The organism is Patescibacteria group bacterium (assembly GCA_041664365.1).
Lineage (GTDB): Bacteria > Patescibacteriota > Patescibacteriia > UM-FILTER-42-10 > UM-FILTER-42-10 > JAHJEX01.
This window is the reverse complement of sequence record JBAYKW010000003.1, coordinates 46513-67594: the sequence shown is the minus strand read 5'-3', so window position 1 is coordinate 67594 and position 21082 is coordinate 46513. Positions and strand designations below refer to the sequence as shown.

Genomic DNA, 21082 nt, shown 5'->3' with positions numbered 1-21082 from the left:
TTATCCTGAATATCAAATATTTTGATTTTTACCGGAAGAGATTAGTGCCACCATGAGGAATCCCTGCCGGAGGCGGGTGCGCCTCGGGCGCAGAACCTTTAACTTTATTCCCCGAATCACACTGCAATTTTATTCGATTGATTATAATGGTGCGCCCGACAGGATTTGCCAGCCCAAGGCTGGTCCGCCTCTGGCGGAAACCGTTATTCCTTATTCCACTATGATCATCCTATGTTAAATTTTGGTGCGCCCAGGAGGGCTTGAACCTCCGACCTTAGGATCCGGAATCCTACGCTCTATCCAGCTGAGCTACGGGCGCCCGACTACGCTCCGATTGAAATTGGAGCTTCGACGGGCAAACATTGTTAATTGAATAACTGCTTGCCTTCCGAAGCTCAAATCTAATTAAACGAAGGGAGGAGTTATGGGCACGAATAAGACAAGGCGAACGAGTATCTTTATATAGTTTAAACCCGCTTATTGATGTATTATAACGTTCTTGCGATTATATCTGCAACGGACAACACTTTCAGTTTACTAATTTTCTTTACGGAAGGCAATCGGATAGTATCAGTAGTAATTATCTCTTTGACTGCCATTTTTTTTATCCTCTGTATCGCTTTACCGGATAAAACAGCATGAGTCGCTGCAAAATATATATCATTTACTCCAAGTTTTTTTAAAACATTTACATTTTCTGCCAATGTTCCCGCCGTATTTATTTCATCATCAACCAGCACAACATTCTTATTTTTCACTTCCACTGCTTTTCCAGAAATATCCATAAGTTTTAGGCTATGTACCTTATCATGCTCAGTTCGCTTTTTTTCCATTACCAAGGCCGGAATTTTAAGTAAGGAGGCAAACCGGCCAGAACGATTTATACTTCCTTTATCGGGGGCAACTGCGGCATCTATCTTTTTATTTTGGAAGTATTTCACAAATAATGGAATCGCGGATATTTCTTTGACCGGAATTTTGTAAAATCCTTTTATTACAGGGCTATGCAGATCTACAACAACAAGTTTATCTATTTTACAGGCCTGCAAAAGCCCCCCAATTAGTTCTGCTGATATTGCATCCCCCTTTTGTGATTCCTTTTCCTGCCTGCGATAAGGATAAAACGGCAATAGCACTATTATTTTTTTTGGTCGTAATCTTTTTACCGCATCCAAAATTAATAAAAGCTCAACTAAATGTTCATCTGCCGGCATAGAACCTGATTGCAGGATAATTACTTCCTTTTCTTTTAAATTTTCCCCGACATTTACATATTTTTCCCCGTCTCTGAATTTTTTGATGGATAATCTTCCCAACCTGATACCCGTCTTTAAAGCAATTTTTTTTGCCAAGGGATTATTTGAAGATCCACTAAGTAAAATCCGCTTCATTTGTTTGAATCAGTAAAACCCTCGGATTTTGCCAGTGACACAAATTCATTCCACTTTTTCTGGTCTTTCTGCCATTCTTTCAGGTTCTTCCAAATATCATACATATAGTCCCCTAATTTTTTTGAAATGTAACCATTCTTCACCATGAACTTAACCAGATCATTATGTTTTACAAACGAATGAATTTTAATTTTATGTTTTGCATAGAATGGAATATACTCTACCCCGGCATCATAAAGGACCAGTACATCTTTGACAACCAGACCCTTTTTCTGCAGAGTTTTAATAAAGCGCTCTTTGGTACTGCCGGTACCGATCCCGTCATCTACCACCAACACACTTTCCCCTTTTCTGTATAACCCTTCCAATAAAGTAACCAAAGAACCATCTTTCTTCGTTTTTTGCCGAAGATAAATAAACGGCTTATGCGATGCAAGCGATACGGCCATGGCTAAAGGGGTGCCGGAAACCATTGTACCGGCCACTAGATCAATACTTTTACCTTTCATAAAATCAGCTATTTCTTCTGACACTACTTTCATTTTGTCCGGGTGGGAATAAAGACGCTTGCTTGTTATGTAGATAGGTGACGGTTCGCCCAGTGATCCGTAAAACTTACCGAAAACAAAAAAACCAAAGTCACTGAGTAGCTTGGCGATACGCTTATTCATCCCGTTAGAGTTAGGAAGCGCTTAATACGATTTTTTAGATATCTTTTGCCCATACCAGATTTCAAATATTTTTCCCTAGCAAAAGCATCATTTTTATTAAGACACACTTCATAATAAATTAATTTAAATGGCCCTCGACCTTTAGTAGAATTTACCATACCGTTATTGTGTTCCTTAAAGCGCTTTCGTAAATCATCAGTACAACCGGTATACCAATGTTTATCTTTTTGGCTTTGTATTAGATAAGTATACCATATACTATTTTCTCTAACGGGATTCATAAAACAATAAATATTAAATCATTAGATAGTACCTACAATCATAATGGATTTTTCACGTTTTGAAAACCCCCTATTTTAGCCAAGAATTAGTCTTTTAGGATTGACAAAAAGTGAAATTAGGTATATAATGGCCGGTTAAACTCAAACACTGGAGAGAGAAGTGGGCATTCCGTCGAAAGTGAAATAATTCGTTTTTAGAGGAGTGCCCATTTTACTGGCACATTGACATAGAGCACAACTAGTCCAGAAATTATTCTGGCTGGTTTAGAATCACCACCGTCCCGGAGGCAAGTGACAATGGGAAAAAGAGTGTTCATTCAGGGGGACCGCGACCTCGGTGGCGGTAGCTTTGCTGAAGCCGCGATGAAAATCGCGATACTTCTCAATCAGAAGCGCTGGGAAGCCAACGTGGGCATCCAGGGCGATCTCGTCCGGATCTTTGATGAGTCTGGCATCCTCTGTCATGGTCACATTGCGGCTCCCCTCCGCACTGTCCATGTCGGGAGTATTCGGACGATCACGGACTGCAACATCATCGCCCAATCCCTTCCGAGGGAATACCGTCAAGGAGGCGTGGCGGATCCTTTCGTCACCTGGAGCCTTCGTCTCGGCATCTGGGCGTCCCGATCCGACGCTTTCCTGTTCTTCTCCGGTCGCGAAGGAACCATCGCACACCTTGTGCCGATCCTCGCTTGGAACCGCAAGTCTCTGGCCAAGGAGGGACGGGCCAAGAAGGTCGTGCTGTTCGGTTGGTCGCGTGACCAAATGTACGCTCTGCGGACGCTCGGCCTGTGGTCGCCGGCCGACAAATGGCTGGCCTTCCACGAAAACGAAGAGATGGCCGTGGAATTCCTCACCAAGGAAGGCTGACAATGCGCTTCGTCAAGCCTATCGTGCTAGTGCTCGCACTAGCGTGTCTGCTGATTTCGGTAAAGAACCATCGCGGTGATGGACCTTTCGCCACGATCGGCACCCTGCTCCTTTTCGCTGGCGCCTTGGCGTAAAACCTGGCGCCCTCACCTTTTCCCCCGCGTTTCGTACTGATTGATTTTGGTACGGTGCGCGGGGTGTTTTATTTTGTCAAAGCTTTTCTAAACCAATCAGCGGTATTATTTTTTTTCTTTGTAATTAGCGCCAAACCTGTTTCTCTGATTTGGCTTTCCCAGACCGGTGACTTTTTGTAATAAGAGCCCGACCGCCCGTCCGTACGAGAGACCATGTAAACACCCGTCCAGACAATGGTTCTTTTCATAATGCCGTCGCGCTCTTGCACTGACAAACCCATGGTCATAGTTGTTTTAAGATATGCTTTGGTGAAATTTATGATAAAATTCCGGCAATCAATGGCAATTTTCTTTTTTCCTTCCAACATTTTTATAACCCAGTGCGCCAGAAACACCCCGTTATCCAGAGCAGGATCGTGATACATAGCAAAATCAAAATCCAGTACCGAAAAATTTTGCCGATTAACAAAGATATTTTTGTTGACCGGATCTCCCCAGATCAAGGATTTTTTTGCCCGATCAGACTGTCGGATAAACGCACGAATTGTTTTATCGGGCAGGATCTTTTTCGCTCCAAATAGAATCCAGTTTCTCCATAGACGATAAATTCTTTTTTGCCAGGCCGAGCGGTTGAAAACGGGTGGGGTGTTATATGTTTTACCGTGCAGAGTGCCAAAAAAAATGCCAAATTTCCGTGCCAGCTGAGGATACACTTTATGCTGATCAAATTCTTCGATCAGTATCTTCTTTTTCCCCTGAATATCATCCATCACCAAAATATAATTTTTCAGATCAACATATAATACCAAAGGCACAATTCCTTTACCAAACAATGATTCTAATAACTTCAGCTTTTCTCCTTCAATTATTACCCTCTCGGGATCCACGCGAATTCTCCTGTTTCTTTTCGTATAACCATCTGACTGCTTAAGAAATAAAGTCTTTTTCCCCTGATTGGTAATGCAGTGCACCCGGTAAACAAAACTAGCGTTAGTATATTTAGTTATCTCCGTGACTTCGGTAATTTTTAATAACCTGAAAGGAAGCGATTTATTGACTTGGTTCAATAAATACTCAGCTATATTTTTTTCTGATAGAATATATATTCTTCGCATTATAATTACATTTTACTCCTGACTAATTAATTGTAAACCCAACAAAAAACAGGCTTTCCAGTCTGTTTTTTAGTTGCCAATAAGTAACTAGATCTGATCCGGAATTGACAGTTTAACTCCTTCATCTTTTATTGCTTGCCACATATATTTTCCGCTCATCAAATCACCATAGACCATCCCCTGTACGGATGTCTGCCCCTTTTCCACCAAAATATTTTCCAGCTGTACGCCAAATCGGGCGGACTCCGCATCATCCAGATTCATTTTCTCCCGGAATATATGCTGTAGAAATATACTTAAATAGGGCGCCGTGAAACCATTACGCTGAAAATCAGCGGTTATTTCCGGTTTGTATTGCTTTTGCAATATTTCTTTAGCCAATGCGCTGACTCTTTCATTCAGTTTAAATTCTTCCGTCAAATTACCCTTATCCGCGATTACGCGCAATGCAGCTATTGCTTTGTATTTATCTTTCCGATCTACCGCATCCATCAGTATCGAAACAAGCGCCTGTAATCCTGTATTACTAGTCTCCTCGAGGCTGTTCTCCTCGTTATGGATCATAATCCTCTCCCCTTCTGATCCGAGAAATTCCATAATCAGTTTTTCCCGCTGTAATTCTTTCTCCGTTTCGGTCATTTCCGCCGGCGCATCATCAACATTATAATTCATGTTACGGATACTTTTCATCTTTTCCACCAATGCTATCCAATCCTTCATTTTTATCTCTTCAAACTGGCCTTCGCGGATGGTACCGACTCTGTTTTCTGTATCAACTGGAATTGGTTCTTCATTTCCCTCAAGAGTCAAAGACGATCTGCCACAACGGCGATAGATATTAAGTAGTACTCTCAGATTTGTTTTTTCCGTTTCTGACAGTTTTTTTGTATTATTTCCATTTACAAAATATTGGTTCTCCTTTACCCGGTCAAACATATTGGTCCCCAATTCTGAAGTAAAATCCAAAATCCAATTTGCAATTGTCGGATCTCTTTTTTCCTCATCCGCCTGAAGCTTGTCTTTCGTTATTAACTGGACATTTCTTTCCAAAGCTTTTCTGATTGCCAGTTTCAGCTTATCCCGATCCTCCGGTAATAAGTGATTCAATAAATTAATTTTCAGTTTTTCCTGGATATCCACCAATTCCGACATTGCCATCCCTTCCATGTAATATTTTTCAAACATCTCCAATACATCCGGGTCTTTCAGAAGTGGAAGAGCGACCCAGCGCGCGCGGATTAAAATAGACTGATATTCCTTAAATAAATCCGGATTTTTTACATTGAAATTCGGGGTATGCCCGAACAGAGCAAGCAGCATGTCGGAGATATCTTTGGCCAGTGCTATCTCGTTGTTAAATTCAACATAATCAATATATTCCTTGTATTTTTCAAGTAATTTTAAATCTTCTAAATCCGGTATATTATTTGTATTTATTTTATCAGTCATATTATTATCCCTTTACTTTAACATACGTAAACTCCTCATCAATTGTTGTGATCTTCTAATATCAGCCTGAGTTCCGCTTTCCTTATCCTCCGATTGAGCAAGTATTAGTAAGTCATCGTATAATTTTCTGAATCCACCCTTTCCTCCTGCCTTCACATCCCCATCAAATGTACCTTTACTTATTGCCTTTTCCCTCATAAGGTCAAATAGCGGTTTATTTCTTTCACCAAGTAAATGCTTTGCCGCATTAGCATTTATATTCTGTCTCTCAGCAAGAAATGAATATCTTTGCCAATTCATAATTTCCGGAACAGCATATTCATTGAGTACCGACTCGCGTCCTTTAGTATGGTCGGAGTCATCCTTCCACATTTCAGTAGAAAGTGAGAGCCGGTTACCGAGGCGGTATAAAGCTGCGGGATCTCTTTTGGATCTTTCTGTCGCCACTCTCGCGCCTTGTTCCGCGCGGGATCTCTGCTTAAACTGACCATCAGGAGATGTGCCAACTGCTTGTCCAAAAGTCCAATGTTCAACATGTTCCGCCGCGCTCGATAAATCACTCTCCAGCGCCAATGTAGATTGATGACTATAGCCCAGTTGTTTCTCAAATATTTCATTCATAAATACATGCAGGCCCTCAATACCGGCTGACATGGACTGGCCGGCTTTGAAAACCATCCTAGCCCCATCTGACTTAATTGTTGTAAGCTTGCCGTCCACATCTTCATACCAGTCCGATTGCGCACGATGATCCATAACCACTTCATTTAAATGCGCTGCTTTTGCCGCCGACATTGCCACCGCAGATGCATCTGTTACATTCCCCCTCGCAACAGCATTTTGCATCAATGCCATCAATTCGTCTTCGTTAGTAGTATCTATCTTTCTTGCTGCTTCACTAACCATGCTTCTTCTTTCTAAGTTTGCTAAAAAGTCGATCGGGCGAAAGGCGGATTCTTCTTTGATTCTTTCCTCAAGATCAACAATTATTTTATGTTTTTTTGCTGCTTCGTCCGCATAGTTTTTCCGCACAGTCTCATCCATATCTTCCCTGCCTGCGATTTCATTGAATTTATCCGCTTCTTTTTTCAAAAATTCTATCTGCGGCTCGTTGGCTTCTCTTTCTTTGTCAGTTGCCTTGGCGTTATCGCTAACTTTTCCCGTAGTTTCATCAACTTGTAAAGCGTTTCTGTCTTTTTTCAGCTCTGCCAGCATTTTTCTCAAAAGATCTGTACTTTCGCCTAAAGCAGCTTTCCTATTTATATCATCAGTAACTACTTTTATCTTTATGTCTTTAGCTTTGATTTGACTATTTCTGTCATCTTTTTGAGCATCGCTAAGTCCACCATCCAACAGAGCTTGGCGGGCCGCTTCCTTTTCCGCAGCCATTTCTTTCAGTCTAGCTCGTGCAAATTCACGCTGTCTTTCCGATCTTGTTACTTTTTTACCACTAGCATCTATCCCATCTGTCATATTGTTGAATTCGTCTAACTCCGACTGTTTCTTTGCTTTTTCCGCTATTGCTTTTTCTCGTCGGGCACTCAATTCCGCTATTCTTTCTGCCGGTTCTACGGCTCGTAGTTTTTCTGAATCCTTGCGTTTAGCTTCAGCAATCGAAAATAGTCGCGAACTTTCTCCCGGCGATACTTCAACATCTTTGATTTCTGCCTCTATATCAACCGCTTCTTTTTCCAAAGCTATTTGCTTTGTAGTATCCGTAGTTGCTGCTGCTTCATCACGTTTGGCTTTAGCTTTTGCTTTGAGCTCTTCCATTTCATCCAATTTCTTTGCAGCCGGATCAACTAGTGTATCTATTTCACCAGCTTCTTTTTCCAAGGCAGCCACCCTTGCTTGTGCCACTGCATCAGCCCCAGTAGGATCTTCTCTTCTGATTACTTCTGCTTCCTCACGTTTATCATTGGCTTCTCTTTTGATTGATTGTATTTGTTCCGGCGTCCAAACACCAGAACTAATTGTATTCTGGATCTGAAATGCCTGATCGTCCAGATCGGACGGTTTCTCTTGGCCCTCTGCCAATCTGCGACTTTCACGGAGTCGATTAGCTTCCGCACGTTTAGCTTTGGCGGATTCTGCAAGATAACCTTTTTCGTCATCAGACAACACACCGGCCCCGATCCTTACATCAATTGCATCCGCCTCTTCAGAAAGTTTAATGTCCCCGGTATCTGCAGATTGCTTACGGAGGACTTTTGATTGCGCTTCAAGTGATTTAATATCACCCGGTAACAACATACCGCTACTAACTTGATTTTCAATTTCCAATGCCTCCGCATCCAGATTATCGGGTGTATGATAAACGTTATCTGCCGCCTCGGCCTGAACTTTTATCCCTTTAATTTCAAAATCAATACTCTCAACCTCCCCAACGGCATGATCCAAATCGCCACCAGCTATATCAGTATATGCTTCCGTGGTATTTTGCTGTTGACTCATTTCCTGCAGTTTTTTCATTTCTTCTTCCTGGCGGTGTCTTTCCGTATCCATAGCCGTAATATCACCTTGCTTTCCTTTAAACAGATGCTTAATACCTTTATTATATAAAAACCCTTGGGCATAATTATCCACCCAGGATGATGATCCCGCCCCCAATATCCCTCCCGTAAATCCTCCTTGTTCCAGCCTTCTGCCGGTTTCAACCCTTCCTGTACGTTCTTCCTGATCGCGTTTTCGGTCAAAACCACCCTTCATGGTGCGAAGCACACTTGCCGGATTCAGATCAACTCCTTGCATAAAACCCCTTCCTTCCGCATTCTTCTTGCCTATTCCGCCGGCTCTGATCTTTCTGGCACCCCATGCCCATGCTTGTGATCCTTTACTAAACGGCTTGGTGACGGCGCCCATGCCGATTTTTTTCGCCATAGCCGGGAATTTAGCAGCTGTACTTCCTCCCATCACCCCTAACTCTTGTGTCAACATGATTCCGGTTAATAAAAGGGCGATGGTAATTATGTAGTTGAACATGTTCTGAGTATTCATAATTGCCGAAGCACCTTTCGGCAGTTGTGTATCATCAAGCTCATCAGAAATAGGTTCGTTGGTTATTCCACCAATGCTCGGATCAGATAAATCAATCGGCGCACCGGCGCTGGTGGAAATGATGGAAAGCGACAACCATAAAAAGAAAGCCAAAATCGGTCCGGATGAGAGATTCTTTCCCAGCTCCGACCACCATCTGGAGGCATACCGCGACGTGTTAGGTAGGACCGATGCAACATAAGCTATCGGGGAAAGTATAACTAAAATCCAAATATTCAGGATTCTATAGATAAGGATAACCAGCATGGCAAGGATGACCGCAATCGCGACCACCAGCATGGCGTTAGCCAGAAAAACCGCAACTAGCACAGATACAACCCCTAATTTTCCATCCGTTTCCTTGGCAAAACTGACCATTTGATTCAAATTCAGGCCGACCGTAAGCACAATCGGAGCTGAATCACTGAACGAATCCACAAATGTCAGCATGATCACCTGTGAGAAATCCACAAACAATCCTGTGATTGTCTTGCTGAAATTTATCAGGATTATCATGATAATCATTTTCGTCAAAAGACTGCGGGCATGGTATGCCTGGATCTTCATAATGGTACCGAAAGCAATCACGATCAGTATTACGATAAACATCATGTTGGACAGATCTCTGACGATTGTCCAACCGATATGCACCGCCGGTGGAGCTTTCATATTGACGAAATTATTGAAGCGGAATATCTTGATCGTCATTTCAATCAGCAGACCGAGCAATGCACCGAGTAACTCCAGTATTTTACCGCCGAACGAACCAATGACACTGATAAATCCATCTGCAACCCAATTTGCTTTTGTTTCCCCTGGCATCAACAACCCGACAAACACAACTAAAAGCAATACACCAATAATTGGTAACAGTGCTTTTCTGAATCGAGAAAAATTCTTTCTGAACATTATTTATTTTGCTTAGCTTGGGTAGACACGGATTATACCGTCATATTCTGTATACTCATGGTAAGGAAATAATCCATTAATATCACATTGTCTATAATTTGGACCCGGAGGCAAAACAGCATTGTTGCAGAAACCCCAATTGTCTTTCAGCATGATTTCAATCTGGTATTCCCCCGCCCCTGGACCAACAACATCATCATAGGTATGTGAGAATAGATGCGGTTGACTCGGATCAGATTTCGGCGCGCCATTCCACACAATAGAGGTTGGCGTTGAACCATCACCCCAGTCCACAATTATATTCTTCAACTCCTCCTGCTCAGCATCAACAAAACTGGTAAACGACAGTGTAACTGAACCTCCACCATTCATCACCACATCGCCGGTTGTTCCGTTGACCAGTATATTACTAACCTTCGGTAAAATCGCGCAGTAGTCAGTTTCTGGTCCTGGCCAAATTGGGCGCGGTCCTGTTCCGTTTAAATTACATAAAACCATATTATCGAATTTATCATTCCATACCTGTCTCCACGAACCGCCAAAATCAGGGACATCAACATAAGAACCAGTTGCATCATCCCAGCGCCATGATCCATAGACATTGGCAAATATTCTTTGTAACCTTTCTAGAGCCCATGCATTTCCTGTATTTACTGGCCCATCACCCTTCAGCTTCGCATCAGCGCCAACACATGAACCTGCTGTTCCGCAATCTGTATCAGTCGTACATTCAATCGTCTGATCACCACTACATAAACCAACTCCTACACAGACTGCGCGATCATCTTCTGTTCCCTGACAATCCGCATCCGAAGAACAGGAATATTGTACACTGCGATGTACTGAATCGTTAGCTCCACCAAAACAAACTTTTGGCACACAACTGGTACGATCGCATAAACCACCTAGAGGACAATCCGCGTTTACTTCACAATAAGTAGTGGGGCTATTATTACATCTTGCACTACAGCTGTACGACTGCCCCAGCCTGGTGTTGTTTACTGCAGGCGATGGTGAACTATCAAGTCCTTCAAGTAATACCGGTAGTAGACCAGAAGAATCTTTGCCCCACGATTCACCCGGATCAGCACCTGCTCCGGCAACCATTGCGCCAAACGGTGCAGCGTCAGAACTGTAAGAATATAAAAGGTCCTGAATGATATATGAGCTGGCAGATGCTGTTCTTTGCGCCCATGCACTGTCGTCGGTTGAACTGACAACTTTAGCGACTTCCTTACAAACATCACGCAAATATATCGTACCTGTTACCCACATACCACCCCAAGCTTGACTTCCATCAACCATATGCACTCTGAAACTGTCTAACAATTGATTACCGTCAAAATTTACTTTGAAATTGAAACAGTTTTGAGAACCGCATTCAATCGATGCGTCTTTATCTTTGAACCAGTTACTTTCATCTCCCTGCACTGTCCAATCATTTGCTTTATTTGCGATCCAAGTTGTTTGACCCTGTGGCCAATCGCCATGACTTGATCTTTGTGCCGTCCATTCAATTCGGTCTATTTCCCATTCATAGAATTTATCCTGTTCTAAAGCATCGACAACTAAATAACTCATTGTTGCCCCACCAGTACAGCCGCAAAAGCCATAGAGATTCGCGCTTGTTCCTCCACCAATTACTCTACAAGGAGCATGATTCTCTACCATGCCACAGGCTGTATCTTCTCCACCATCACAATCACTATCCGCACCAGCCTGAATATTTGCCCAATTTGTTTTTATCGGATGACGATACCCATAAAACTGACCGAGCATTTCTGAAACCGGCATGTTAATGTCTCCCTCTTCATCATCCGGACAAGATGACTGCGCGCCATTAACCATTAAGTCATTAAACGTACTTGTTTCATTATAATTACCAGTTGACTCCACGCACATATAAAGAGGTCTCCTGCCTTGATAACCGGCCGGTTCCACTGTACCGAATACACTGGACTCGCCGGAGATCGCATCTACCGGCCACCAGGTGATACATTTATTCGGGTTGGTCGGGTCTGTCTCAATACAGTACCCCTGCCAGCCGTTGAACTGCACCAGGTCGCTGTTGGTATATTGGCAGACTTCCGAATCCTCCCTAGGATAAGCACGGCAGGAGCGTTTGATATATTGTTGATCACCATCTGTCGTTGATAAATTTGTTGTCGGAACGACTGTCATCCCCGGTGCTCCCGGTGGTTGCCATAAGAAACTTAAACTGGAATTTCCTTCATTTTGGTAATATTCTATTTTTATTGGATGCGATCCGGTATCAAGTCCATTGACAGTAAATGTAACCGTACCACTCCCATCACTCCACACATTTGAAGCTGGGATTGGCGTATCGAGGTCATCTATAAAGAACCTAACTCCGTCGTCGTGTTGCAGTTGGAACTGATGATTACCGGCTGTTTCCACTAGCAGTTTTCCGGTCCAGCGCACCGCTATTTTCTCATCTGCACCAGTTACGTCAATCAAGTGCGGGCCCATGCTCGCGGCATCGTAATCCAGATACTCACTGACATGCGTTCCTAAATATGTGCCGAATACCCTATCAAGTTGTGTTGTCAGATGGCTTGGACCGATTATATAATTCAAAGGTATCGGGAAATCGCGAGCACCATCAGCAATATCCGCTCCGATTGGTCCTTGATCAACACCGTCAAAATAGCGCTGGCAGAAATTAGGAAGAATGGTTCCATTACAATCATTGTTTGTATAAGTACCGGCCACACTCCCTAGCTGCACACCGCCGTCATCTCCATTATTAATCCACTCGAGTTTTATAGGATGCCACCCGGCGGTAAAATATCCGCTAAACATATACCCTTGAGTTGCAACACCACCGCCATATTGGTCAAATATTGGTGTAACCATATCATCAACATAGAGCCTGAAACCGTCGTTAATATTCACAAATACCGTATGGAAACCGCTGGAGTCAATTAGGATTCCGCCATTCCATGTCGTAGTCTCATTTGGAGTAGACCATCTTTGCCCTGTAGGTACATTATGTACTGTACAAAGTGGTGGTAGATATGCATAATCACCATGGACACAATATTCATATTCATTGATTTGAAGATCAGTTCCAGTATATGTAGTTGTACCTGAATAACTATATGACAGACCGGGAATACCTGAATTATCATAGATAAGAGTGTAATAATCACCACGAATTCCGGCTGATTCAGATGCTTTCACTGTCAGTGCCGGCTTCATAGAAACATTATCGATAGCAAAGGGAACATTACCACTCATACTTCTAATCAAAAGGAAAGTTTCCGCATTTTCATCCGGTATACCCGTAACCACCACCGGTTTCAGAATTTGCTCCGTCCAGCCGGTTGAACCATCGAAATAGCCTAAAATATTTTCTCCAACAATATTGCCGGTGAAACTATCAATTTGTGCAAGAGAGATTGAAATTTGTTCCTGCCCTGCTTCAGGCATATTGATAAATCGGAAATCAAGACTGGCAATATATTCAGCTTTATTTAATATATTCGTTCCCAAGCTGGTCTTCACACCCAATCCAGTGAACGAACAAAGTCCCCCGCCAGTACATTCAGTACCGGCTAGGGTACATAGCGTTCCTTCGTTAGTTGAGTCACTATCGCACACCCCCAGTGATCCTGCCGTATAAAGCAGATAGTTGTTTTCATCGAGTGCCGCATTTCCATCTTTGATCGTATCTCCTTCAACAACTGAAATAGCACTGTCCATTCCAATATTCGGGTAAAGAGTTGTCCATGTTTGTTCATCATTTACATCAAGACAATCAGGATCAGTTGGCGAATCCTCATCTGGTATACAGTGTTCATTTATAATACAAGAAGAATCTTTATTCCCCATATCTGAACTACAAACCATAAACTGGGATAATGCGTCAGATTCAAAATTGCCAAAACGTACCAAATCCTTGGTTACCGCTCCGCCCAACCCTACTTCATACATCTCCGAATAAGGATAGTATCCTTCAATAATATCGCATTCATCCCCATAGCCGGCGCAGGCAGTAGCTTCGGTGGCAACCGTGCAAGCCACAGAATGGTCGGTTCGACAGCCATAATGCAGACCGGCGCTGACAAAACCGGAAAGGTTCTGGAATTCATCCAGAGGATACGCCGGGGTATCGCCGGTTACATTGACCGGCGCCGTATCAATCGTGCTGGCACAGGAACCGTTTGACCCAGCCTCATCGCACAGACCGATTTCAAAACAAACATCTTCTTTTGTTTTGCCGTCACCGTCGGTATCCGTTTCGTCGTCCACTTCAAATGAAGTTTTACAATATAGCCATTCTTCACAAACCCGGTCTCTTTTCACCTTCAATACAGTGTTGGAATCAAGCGACGGACTCTCGGCAGTAATGGCATATGGATCACAGACACCTGCATCAAGACAATCCGCTGCATTAGTGCAAGGATCACCCGGGTTCGTCCCGCCGACGCAAGTGCCGTCTCTGCCCAATACCGGCGCTCCAAATTCCGGATTCGGGAAACAAATTCCGGTTCCGCAATCAGCATCAACATCGCATTCATTTCCATAAGTTGATGGATCAGTAAGATCACAATAATTTTTTATACCATCCGGACTTAAATCCGCTGAATAGTTGAGAGATTGTTGCGTGTCACTAAACAGCTTACATCCCTTTTCTTCGTTGACCACACCGTTACAACTGGTTGAATCAACTGTTGATTTTATATTGTAGTATGTCGCACATCCCGGAAGTCCGCCCGGCGTCTCCACGCAATTTTCATCATAAAACGCTCCGTTTTCAAACGGGCAGTTTGGCTGACAGCCAACCGGATCCATCGGATCGCTATACGCCGTGCATCCGTTAGCTTTCGAGTCGCACAAACCGACCCACGGTATGCAGGTGCTTGATCCTGTACAGGCGACTGGATTTTCCGGATCACAAATTGTCCCTGCCGGCGGTCCGCCTAGTGCTCCTTCCGTACAAACAAATGCTGGAATCGCCGGATTAGGCGGAGTTGGTGTCTGATCGCAGACCTCTTCGGTGCCGACAACATACCAATTAAATTCATATGTCCCCAGTAGTTGCTTGTATTCACACGTCCGGCCGTTTGGTTGTTTGAAAAATGTTTTACCACCGCTATCTGAAAAGCCGTATTCCTCACAACCTACCTCGGTTTGACCACACCAGATATCATCATAATCTTCCGGGTTGTCCTTTAAATAGGTATCTTCATAAGAAACAAGATTGTTATTCGCATCAATGATTGGTTTACCGAGTTTTTTACACCCTTTATCCTCGGCAGCACAATATTTATCCGGATCATTAATCAGTGTAACCACTTGATCAATCGGAATAGTTTCGGCGCTAAGCACTCCACTGCCGTATACCTGTGTAAACGGATTACTGTTATTCTGTGTATCAATTAGTGCTTCACATCCCACCGTGTCTTCCGAACACAATTTTGTGAATGATTTTAGATTGTGAGTTACATTTTCCCAATCAGAATACGCCTCGCAGTTTTCCGATCCATAACAGGTTCTAAACGACCCGCGGATCAGGTATTGACTGCTGGATGTCTCAATCAGTTCGATGTTATCAAAATAGTCATTAACACCGGCTAAGCCCTCAATAACCAAACCATCCGGCACGACATTACCAACGTAGTCATTAGTATCAATATTCACCGGACCAAGTGTATATTTATTCCAATCACTAGTCAAAACTACTGAAGCGGGGAATGTTGCCGGATCCGCATCAGCAAAATAACCATTATTATTTAATGCGTGGTTAAACCGAATAGTCGGGGCTACGCTGGTACCTTTTGCCCAGAAACTCAACATATATGTCTTTTTATTTTCCAGTGTTTCATCAAGCGGTTCCTTATTCACTGGATTTGGTGACGCTATGTTCAGTGAATGACCGTTAAGCATAACTGATTCAGGACTTACAACACCTGCACTCCAACCCTGATTGGTACCGTCTTCAAAATCATCATAATTAACCTGTCGGTAATTGTATCCCGCATTTCCCAGGTATTCTCTGCACCCGGCAAATTGTGCCGGACATGACCGGCTTTCGCTTGGCGATCCATAATACGTCAGGTTGTCTATACTGTTTCTCTCCGGGTGGCAGTCTTCTGTTACTGATATAGTTTGCGTTTTATACCGATAAAATATATTTAAATTTGAATCAAAGAATTGTGTACAATCAGGATTTATACCGTACTCACTAGTACAATCATCAACAGTGTTTAATGAATCTTCACAATCCAGCGGGAGTGTCGGTCCGACTTCCAAATGAGTACAAGGGGCCGGAAATGCACCGCCAACATCACTGCGTTTCAGTCGGAATGCTCTTAACTGGTATCCGGCTACCGCGTCACCTTCCCAGGCATAATATGAAGCAATGTCCGTATCGGCTGGCGTAACGCATTGTTTCAGAAAAGAATAATATTCCTTTCCTTCTCCGCCGGCCGAAACTTCATCCAAATTCGTAAATTCTTCACAACCAACATAGGCTGCGGAACATTGCGCGCCTGTGTCCGGAACAAATGATATAGCCGGGAGGCAGTATCCTGCCGGACAATCACCGGCAACTAAACACGCATTGCCCTGGTTTGCCCCGCCATAACAATACATGCCGGAACGTTCAATATTATCCGGGCGCGGTACAACGTTGGTTAGTTTGACCTCCTCAAAAGCTTTGCAACCGACATCTGCACTATCACACTGATCTTGTGGTCTAACCTGCCCAGGGATCACGGAACCACCGGCAAGCGGTGTATAGTTCTGGCACCCGACATCATCCGGATTACAACTTTCCCGCTCTCCGGTTAAATAAACTCTATTTATCGCTCCATAATTTTCATACTGGCCGGCACTTTCCGCTTCTTCTATTTTGGCGGCGTCTATAATTATATTACAGCCGGTGTCAGGAACAATGTTTAATAGTAAATAGGAAACGGCAGGATTGAATGAATCAGGATGTGCATATGTGACTTGATATCTCTGCCATTGATCATTCAGATTATCTATAGTTGTTGAGGCCAACGCAGGGCCGACCGCCTGTAATAGTTCTAATCGAGCGGTATCTGTACACGCAGGATTAATCAGATCCGGATCTCGCATTGCATAAAAAGAATACGTAAATATCCTGTTTCTGACAGGTGACCCGGCATCAATTCCATAGATTATATAAGGTCCAGGCACAGCAGCTGAATGCAGATTCATAACCGTTACGTCTGAATATGGGGAAACACCCAGCGAAGTGATCGTATCCGCTTCGGTAACTGCTCCGTTTACAGCGGACCATGAATTAGTGAAAATATCTGCATTACCATCGTCGGGGGTGCCTGTATAATATTCAAAACTGGCATTGCTGATTAAGTTGGAGCCATGGTCGGTCCTAACAAATTCACTACATCCGTCCGCTCCGGCAGTACAACTCTCCGCATTGGCATTCAGATGCGATAACCAGCTTGAGGCCAAGGCTGGCTCTGCAATTCCACCGCCCGGAGAATTCGGATCATAATTCCAATAGCCATAGTCCTCCGTGCCGGCAGCGCCATCATCATTATAATAACATTCCCATCTTTCATCGGTAGTATTATATTCCGAACAATACCACTGACAACCGACATTATCCGCAGAACAGCCGTTAAAGTCCAATGTCTTCGCCAGATATGAAGCGGGCTGACCCTGTCTGTTGGTATAGGTTGTACAAGTATTATAATAATCAGGGCACGATTCACCGTTAAACCGCCAAATCGGATCTTCTTTGGTACAGTAGCCATACTGCTGGCAGTTACCATTGCCGTCTTCTACAATACAGGACTGATCATCAACGCATGATGTGTTTCGTTGGATTTGGCGGATTTTTGGCGTCTCATTTATTCCGTCTTCATCAATATATTCATCAAAAAGAAACGTTTCATTGTAACCGCTATTGACACACATCGTGGCCGGTGCTTTCAAAACCCAATCCGGATCAATTAACTGATAGTACTGTGATGCTGGATCGTCGTACTCTCTGATTAATTCATTCAGGGTTTTAGTTCCTCCCCCGAATTCTCTGACGTACGATGCAGCCAGTTCCCAACTTACCGGGATCACCCGATACCTTCTAAGCAGGACCAAACTGCGGTATGGATAACCCTCCTGGTAATTCAACTGGGCTCCACCATCTCCATAACCGAAAGGCTTGTCACCATTAATGTAGCCTGATTCAATCGCTTCTTCCAAACGAAGCTGCTGTTCTACCGCTGTTCGGAAACTAGGATCAATCGCGCAGTTTTCCGGCTCGGCGAAATCCGTCGGGCAGGTCGATAGTGTATTTAAAATGTCCACGGATCCTCCGGCACCAAGTGAAGGCTGGTTGAATGATGCAAATTTTGCTTCCGCCGCAGCGATGCCCGATGTCCTGCCGAATTTACCCTGAACTGATCCGGTGCTGTCCGCATTCGGGTTTAAACCTTTAACCAAGATAAATTCCATATACTTCTTAACCAAAGTATTACTAAACACACCGATCATGTCAGCAATTATAGAACCGGTTGTTACTTTTTCAGGTGTTGTTGTTTCCGTTAATGCAACTTCCGCCACTGCCTCAACCTGTGCCGCCGGTGTTTTAGTATCACCGGTAATCGCACTAACTAGATTATTAAAATCCTTCGCCTGTTTTGCTTCTTCCGCTTTTTCCGCTTTTTCCTTTTCAGTCATTGCCCCTCTATAGACCGAAAGGTACTGGGAAATTTCCGCCTGGTCCTCGCCGAACATTTCCGGGAATCCTTTGAGTAGAGCTTGGGAAAGCTGGGCAGGATCCACGCCTTTAATGGCAAAACCCAGTTTCGCATCCACTTCATAAAAATCATTCAGGCTCTTCTTACCCAACCTGCTCGTGATTGAGGAAAGTGTACACTTTGCCTGCCTTGGCGGTCCTGCGTACCCCAAATCAACATTGATTGATGCCTGGATTGAAATTTTCAGTTTCGGGTCTATGTCGCAAAGACTTTTACCCCAAGCTGCTGTAGTTATCTGGTCAAGATAATCACCGACCGCCGCATTGGCAGCATCTGTGATTGATTTACTAAACGGCTTAGTATTAAATAACGGTTGTTGGCCCGCCGCTCCGCTGGCAATTTTAACAGCAGCATCATAAGCAAGTTGCTGGGTAAATGTTTTCAGTGCATTTTTATAAGCAATATCTCCTGATTTTTTTACAGCTGAGGTTACTGCGTTCCACAACTTTGCCGGAATATCTCCAATAACAGTGGAAAATGTAACATCCCCAACTCCAAAAATTGCGTTCGCCGGTTTTGGCGCTAATAAAAAAAGCTGCACGAAAAAAGCAACGAAAATAAAAACACCAAATATTGATTTTTTAAAATGGCGTTTTGGATTTTTTTGGTTGCTCGGCATATTACTTGGTTGTAATAATTAAAACCTGGAAAATTATAATTGTTCCTGTAAAACTTGCGAGTATAAAAGCACTAAAGTTTCGTCATCCACCTGACTTAGTTCGGACTCACTGATTCCACTGCTGATCAGCAGTTGCCTGATCTGCGCGGCATCCAGCTTCTGCAAAGCATCCACCGTTATTTCCTGTCCTGCTGACTCAGTAGGCGCCCCGCTATTTGTGTTCCCGGTCAGATCATCCAAATCTATGCCGGTATCAATAACAGTTTCCTGATAGACTGATCTTAGTGTCGCATCATCCATTGCATCAACGATATTTGCCGGTGCGCCGATCTCTTTCAATGTGGCCCTCAGTTCTGCAGACGATATTTCAGGCGCTGTTGCTCCGGAATTATTATTGCTGTTTGCTGTCGGATCTGTTTCAGCCGTTGTGATTACACATGTTTTTCCTTTCGGGCAGTTCGGATCATTACCACTGTCCAGTTCTTCTTTGTCTGAGATATTATCACTGTCTGAATCCGCAACATACGGGCTGGTTTCGTATATATTGAGCTCATCATAATCATTTAATCCGTCTTGATCCGTATCTTTTCCTTTAAGAAAAACCAACTGTTGGTAGTCAGGATCATCATTTACCAATGTACTGTCATCAACGTCCTGATAATCGGATCCGGCGAGGGGGGAAGTAATAGTTTTCGAAATTTGGAAAATACCTAGAATTAAAGCACTAGATCCCACAAACAAAAGCGCTCCAAATATAATATTCTGCCTTTTTCGCGAATCTATTTGTGTCTTTTTATCTTTATTTTCCTGGGATGAGACTATATCCATAACTCTTCTTAGAGTGTAAAATAGCTCAAAAATATGCGCCTCAATTATATCATAATAACCCCAATGTGTCAAACTGCTATACCCATATAATAACGATAATTCTAATTATTGTCTATTAATTAATAATATCCTTATTTATAAGGGCATTTGTTATCATTTTCCAGCTGTTTATTTGGATATCTTGAGGCCTCAGTTCTGGCTTTATATCGCATTCTACCAGTATTTGCCTGATAATATCAGCGTTTGTGTGGAAACTATTAGTAAGATTATTGTGAATTTGCTTACGTTTGGCGGAAAAACCGGCTTTTACAACCTGAAAAAACTGTTTTTGGCTGAATTTATAGCCATTTTTCCTGTTTTCCTCCTGAATTTGGCTATCAGTCTTTATCCCATCGATCATGATTACCGCACTATCCACTTTGGGCTCTGGCCAAAAACATTCCTTCGTAACTTCTCTCACAATATGCGGATTGCCAAAATATTGAATAGAAACAGCCAATAGACTGAGCGCACCAGGCTCAGCGGTAATCCTTTCTGCTACTTCTTTTTGAATCAAGACTGTCATTGTTTTTGGCTTCGGGTCCTGTTCTAAAAATTTTCTGAGTACATAGGATGTTATATTGTACGGAATATTCGCCACAATTCTGTATTGCTTCTTACCAACCAGTTTGCTTATTTCAGTTTTAATAATGTCCTGATGAATTATTTCAATTGAGGAATATGATTTTCCCAATTTGTTTAATGCAGGGATAAATCTTTTTTCCAGCTCAACCGCCCATACTTTTTGCACTTTTTCTGCGAGCTTTTTAGTCAACGGACCAAATCCTGCGCCAATCTCCAAGACGTTATCGTCAGGTTTAAGCTGTGCTGATTCTACGATCGCATCCAGGACATCTTCATCAATCAGAAAGTTCTGACCGCTCTCGCGTTGCGGGTGGATCCCGTAATTTTTTGTCAGGTATTTTATTTCGGCTTCAAGACTGTTCAAAATCGGTTTAT

The 21082-nt window shown here is 43.2% G+C and carries 10 protein-coding genes and 1 tRNA gene; 1 reads left to right on the top strand and 10 read right to left on the bottom strand.

The features are described from left to right. Positions 1-242: 242 nt before the first annotated feature. From WCW66_03085 to WCW66_03070, 4 genes are all read right to left on the bottom strand, one after another. Positions 243-319 (bottom strand) — tRNA-Arg (locus WCW66_03085). A 169-nt stretch (positions 320-488) separates the two neighbouring features. Continuing rightward, positions 489-1391: a ribose-phosphate pyrophosphokinase gene (locus WCW66_03080; protein MFA6391714.1), complete on the bottom strand. Its 903-nt coding sequence runs from the start codon at positions 1389-1391 to the stop codon at positions 489-491. Continuing rightward, on the bottom strand, positions 1388-2062 hold the full coding sequence (locus WCW66_03075) for a phosphoribosyltransferase family protein (protein ID MFA6391713.1): 675 nt from the start codon (positions 2060-2062) through the stop codon (positions 1388-1390). The genes WCW66_03080 and WCW66_03075 overlap by 4 nt, the downstream gene beginning before the upstream one ends. After that, positions 2059-2343: a GIY-YIG nuclease family protein gene (locus WCW66_03070; protein ID MFA6391712.1), complete on the bottom strand. Its 285-nt coding sequence runs from the start codon at positions 2341-2343 to the stop codon at positions 2059-2061. Before WCW66_03070 ends, WCW66_03075 begins: the two co-directional genes overlap by 4 nt. Before the next feature lie 297 nt (positions 2344-2640). On the opposite strand from WCW66_03070, the gene WCW66_03065 reads away from it, so the two are divergent. After that, entirely contained in the window at positions 2641-3213 is a 573-nt protein-coding gene (locus WCW66_03065; GenBank protein MFA6391711.1) for a hypothetical protein, read from the top strand. A gap of 202 nt (positions 3214-3415) precedes the next feature. On the opposite strand, the gene WCW66_03060 is transcribed toward WCW66_03065, so the two are convergent. From WCW66_03060 to rsmA, 6 genes are all read right to left on the bottom strand, one after another. After that, positions 3416-4462 (bottom strand): phosphotransferase, encoded by a 1047-nt coding sequence (locus WCW66_03060; GenBank protein ID MFA6391710.1) that lies wholly within the window; start codon positions 4460-4462, stop codon positions 3416-3418. Between the two features lie 87 nt (positions 4463-4549). Next, a complete protein-coding gene (locus tag WCW66_03055) occupies positions 4550-5911 on the bottom strand; it encodes a hypothetical protein (GenBank protein ID MFA6391709.1) in 1362 nt (453 codons plus the stop codon). Between the two features lie 12 nt (positions 5912-5923). Continuing rightward, on the bottom strand, positions 5924-9856 hold the full coding sequence (locus WCW66_03050) for a hypothetical protein (protein ID MFA6391708.1): 3933 nt from the start codon (positions 9854-9856) through the stop codon (positions 5924-5926). 12 nt (positions 9857-9868) lie between these two features. Further along, a complete protein-coding gene (locus tag WCW66_03045; protein MFA6391707.1) occupies positions 9869-19255 on the bottom strand; it encodes a PA14 domain-containing protein in 9387 nt (3128 codons plus the stop codon). A gap of 33 nt (positions 19256-19288) precedes the next feature. Next, positions 19289-20083: a hypothetical protein gene (locus tag WCW66_03040; protein ID MFA6391706.1), complete on the bottom strand. Its 795-nt coding sequence runs from the start codon at positions 20081-20083 to the stop codon at positions 19289-19291. Between the two features lie 115 nt (positions 20084-20198). Next, positions 20199-21071: a 16S rRNA (adenine(1518)-N(6)/adenine(1519)-N(6))-dimethyltransferase RsmA gene (gene rsmA, locus WCW66_03035; GenBank protein ID MFA6391705.1), complete on the bottom strand. Its 873-nt coding sequence runs from the start codon at positions 21069-21071 to the stop codon at positions 20199-20201. Between the last annotated feature and the right edge of the window lie 11 nt (positions 21072-21082).

Coding starts and splice junctions, on each gene's coding strand:
- WCW66_03080 (MFA6391714.1), bottom strand. CDS start 1,391: ATGAAGCGGATTTTACTTAGTGGATCTTCAAATAATCCCTTGGCAAAA.
- WCW66_03075 (MFA6391713.1), bottom strand. CDS start 2,062: ATGAATAAGCGTATCGCCAAGCTACTCAGTGACTTTGGTTTTTTTGTT.
- WCW66_03070 (MFA6391712.1), bottom strand. CDS start 2,343: ATGAATCCCGTTAGAGAAAATAGTATATGGTATACTTATCTAATACAA.
- WCW66_03065 (MFA6391711.1), top strand. CDS start 2,641: ATGGGAAAAAGAGTGTTCATTCAGGGGGACCGCGACCTCGGTGGCGGT.
- WCW66_03060 (MFA6391710.1), bottom strand. CDS start 4,462: ATGCGAAGAATATATATTCTATCAGAAAAAAATATAGCTGAGTATTTA.
- WCW66_03055 (MFA6391709.1), bottom strand. CDS start 5,911: ATGACTGATAAAATAAATACAAATAATATACCGGATTTAGAAGATTTA.
- WCW66_03050 (MFA6391708.1), bottom strand. CDS start 9,856: ATGTTCAGAAAGAATTTTTCTCGATTCAGAAAAGCACTGTTACCAATT.
- WCW66_03045 (MFA6391707.1), bottom strand. CDS start 19,255: ATGCCGAGCAACCAAAAAAATCCAAAACGCCATTTTAAAAAATCAATA.
- WCW66_03040 (MFA6391706.1), bottom strand. CDS start 20,083: ATGGATATAGTCTCATCCCAGGAAAATAAAGATAAAAAGACACAAATA.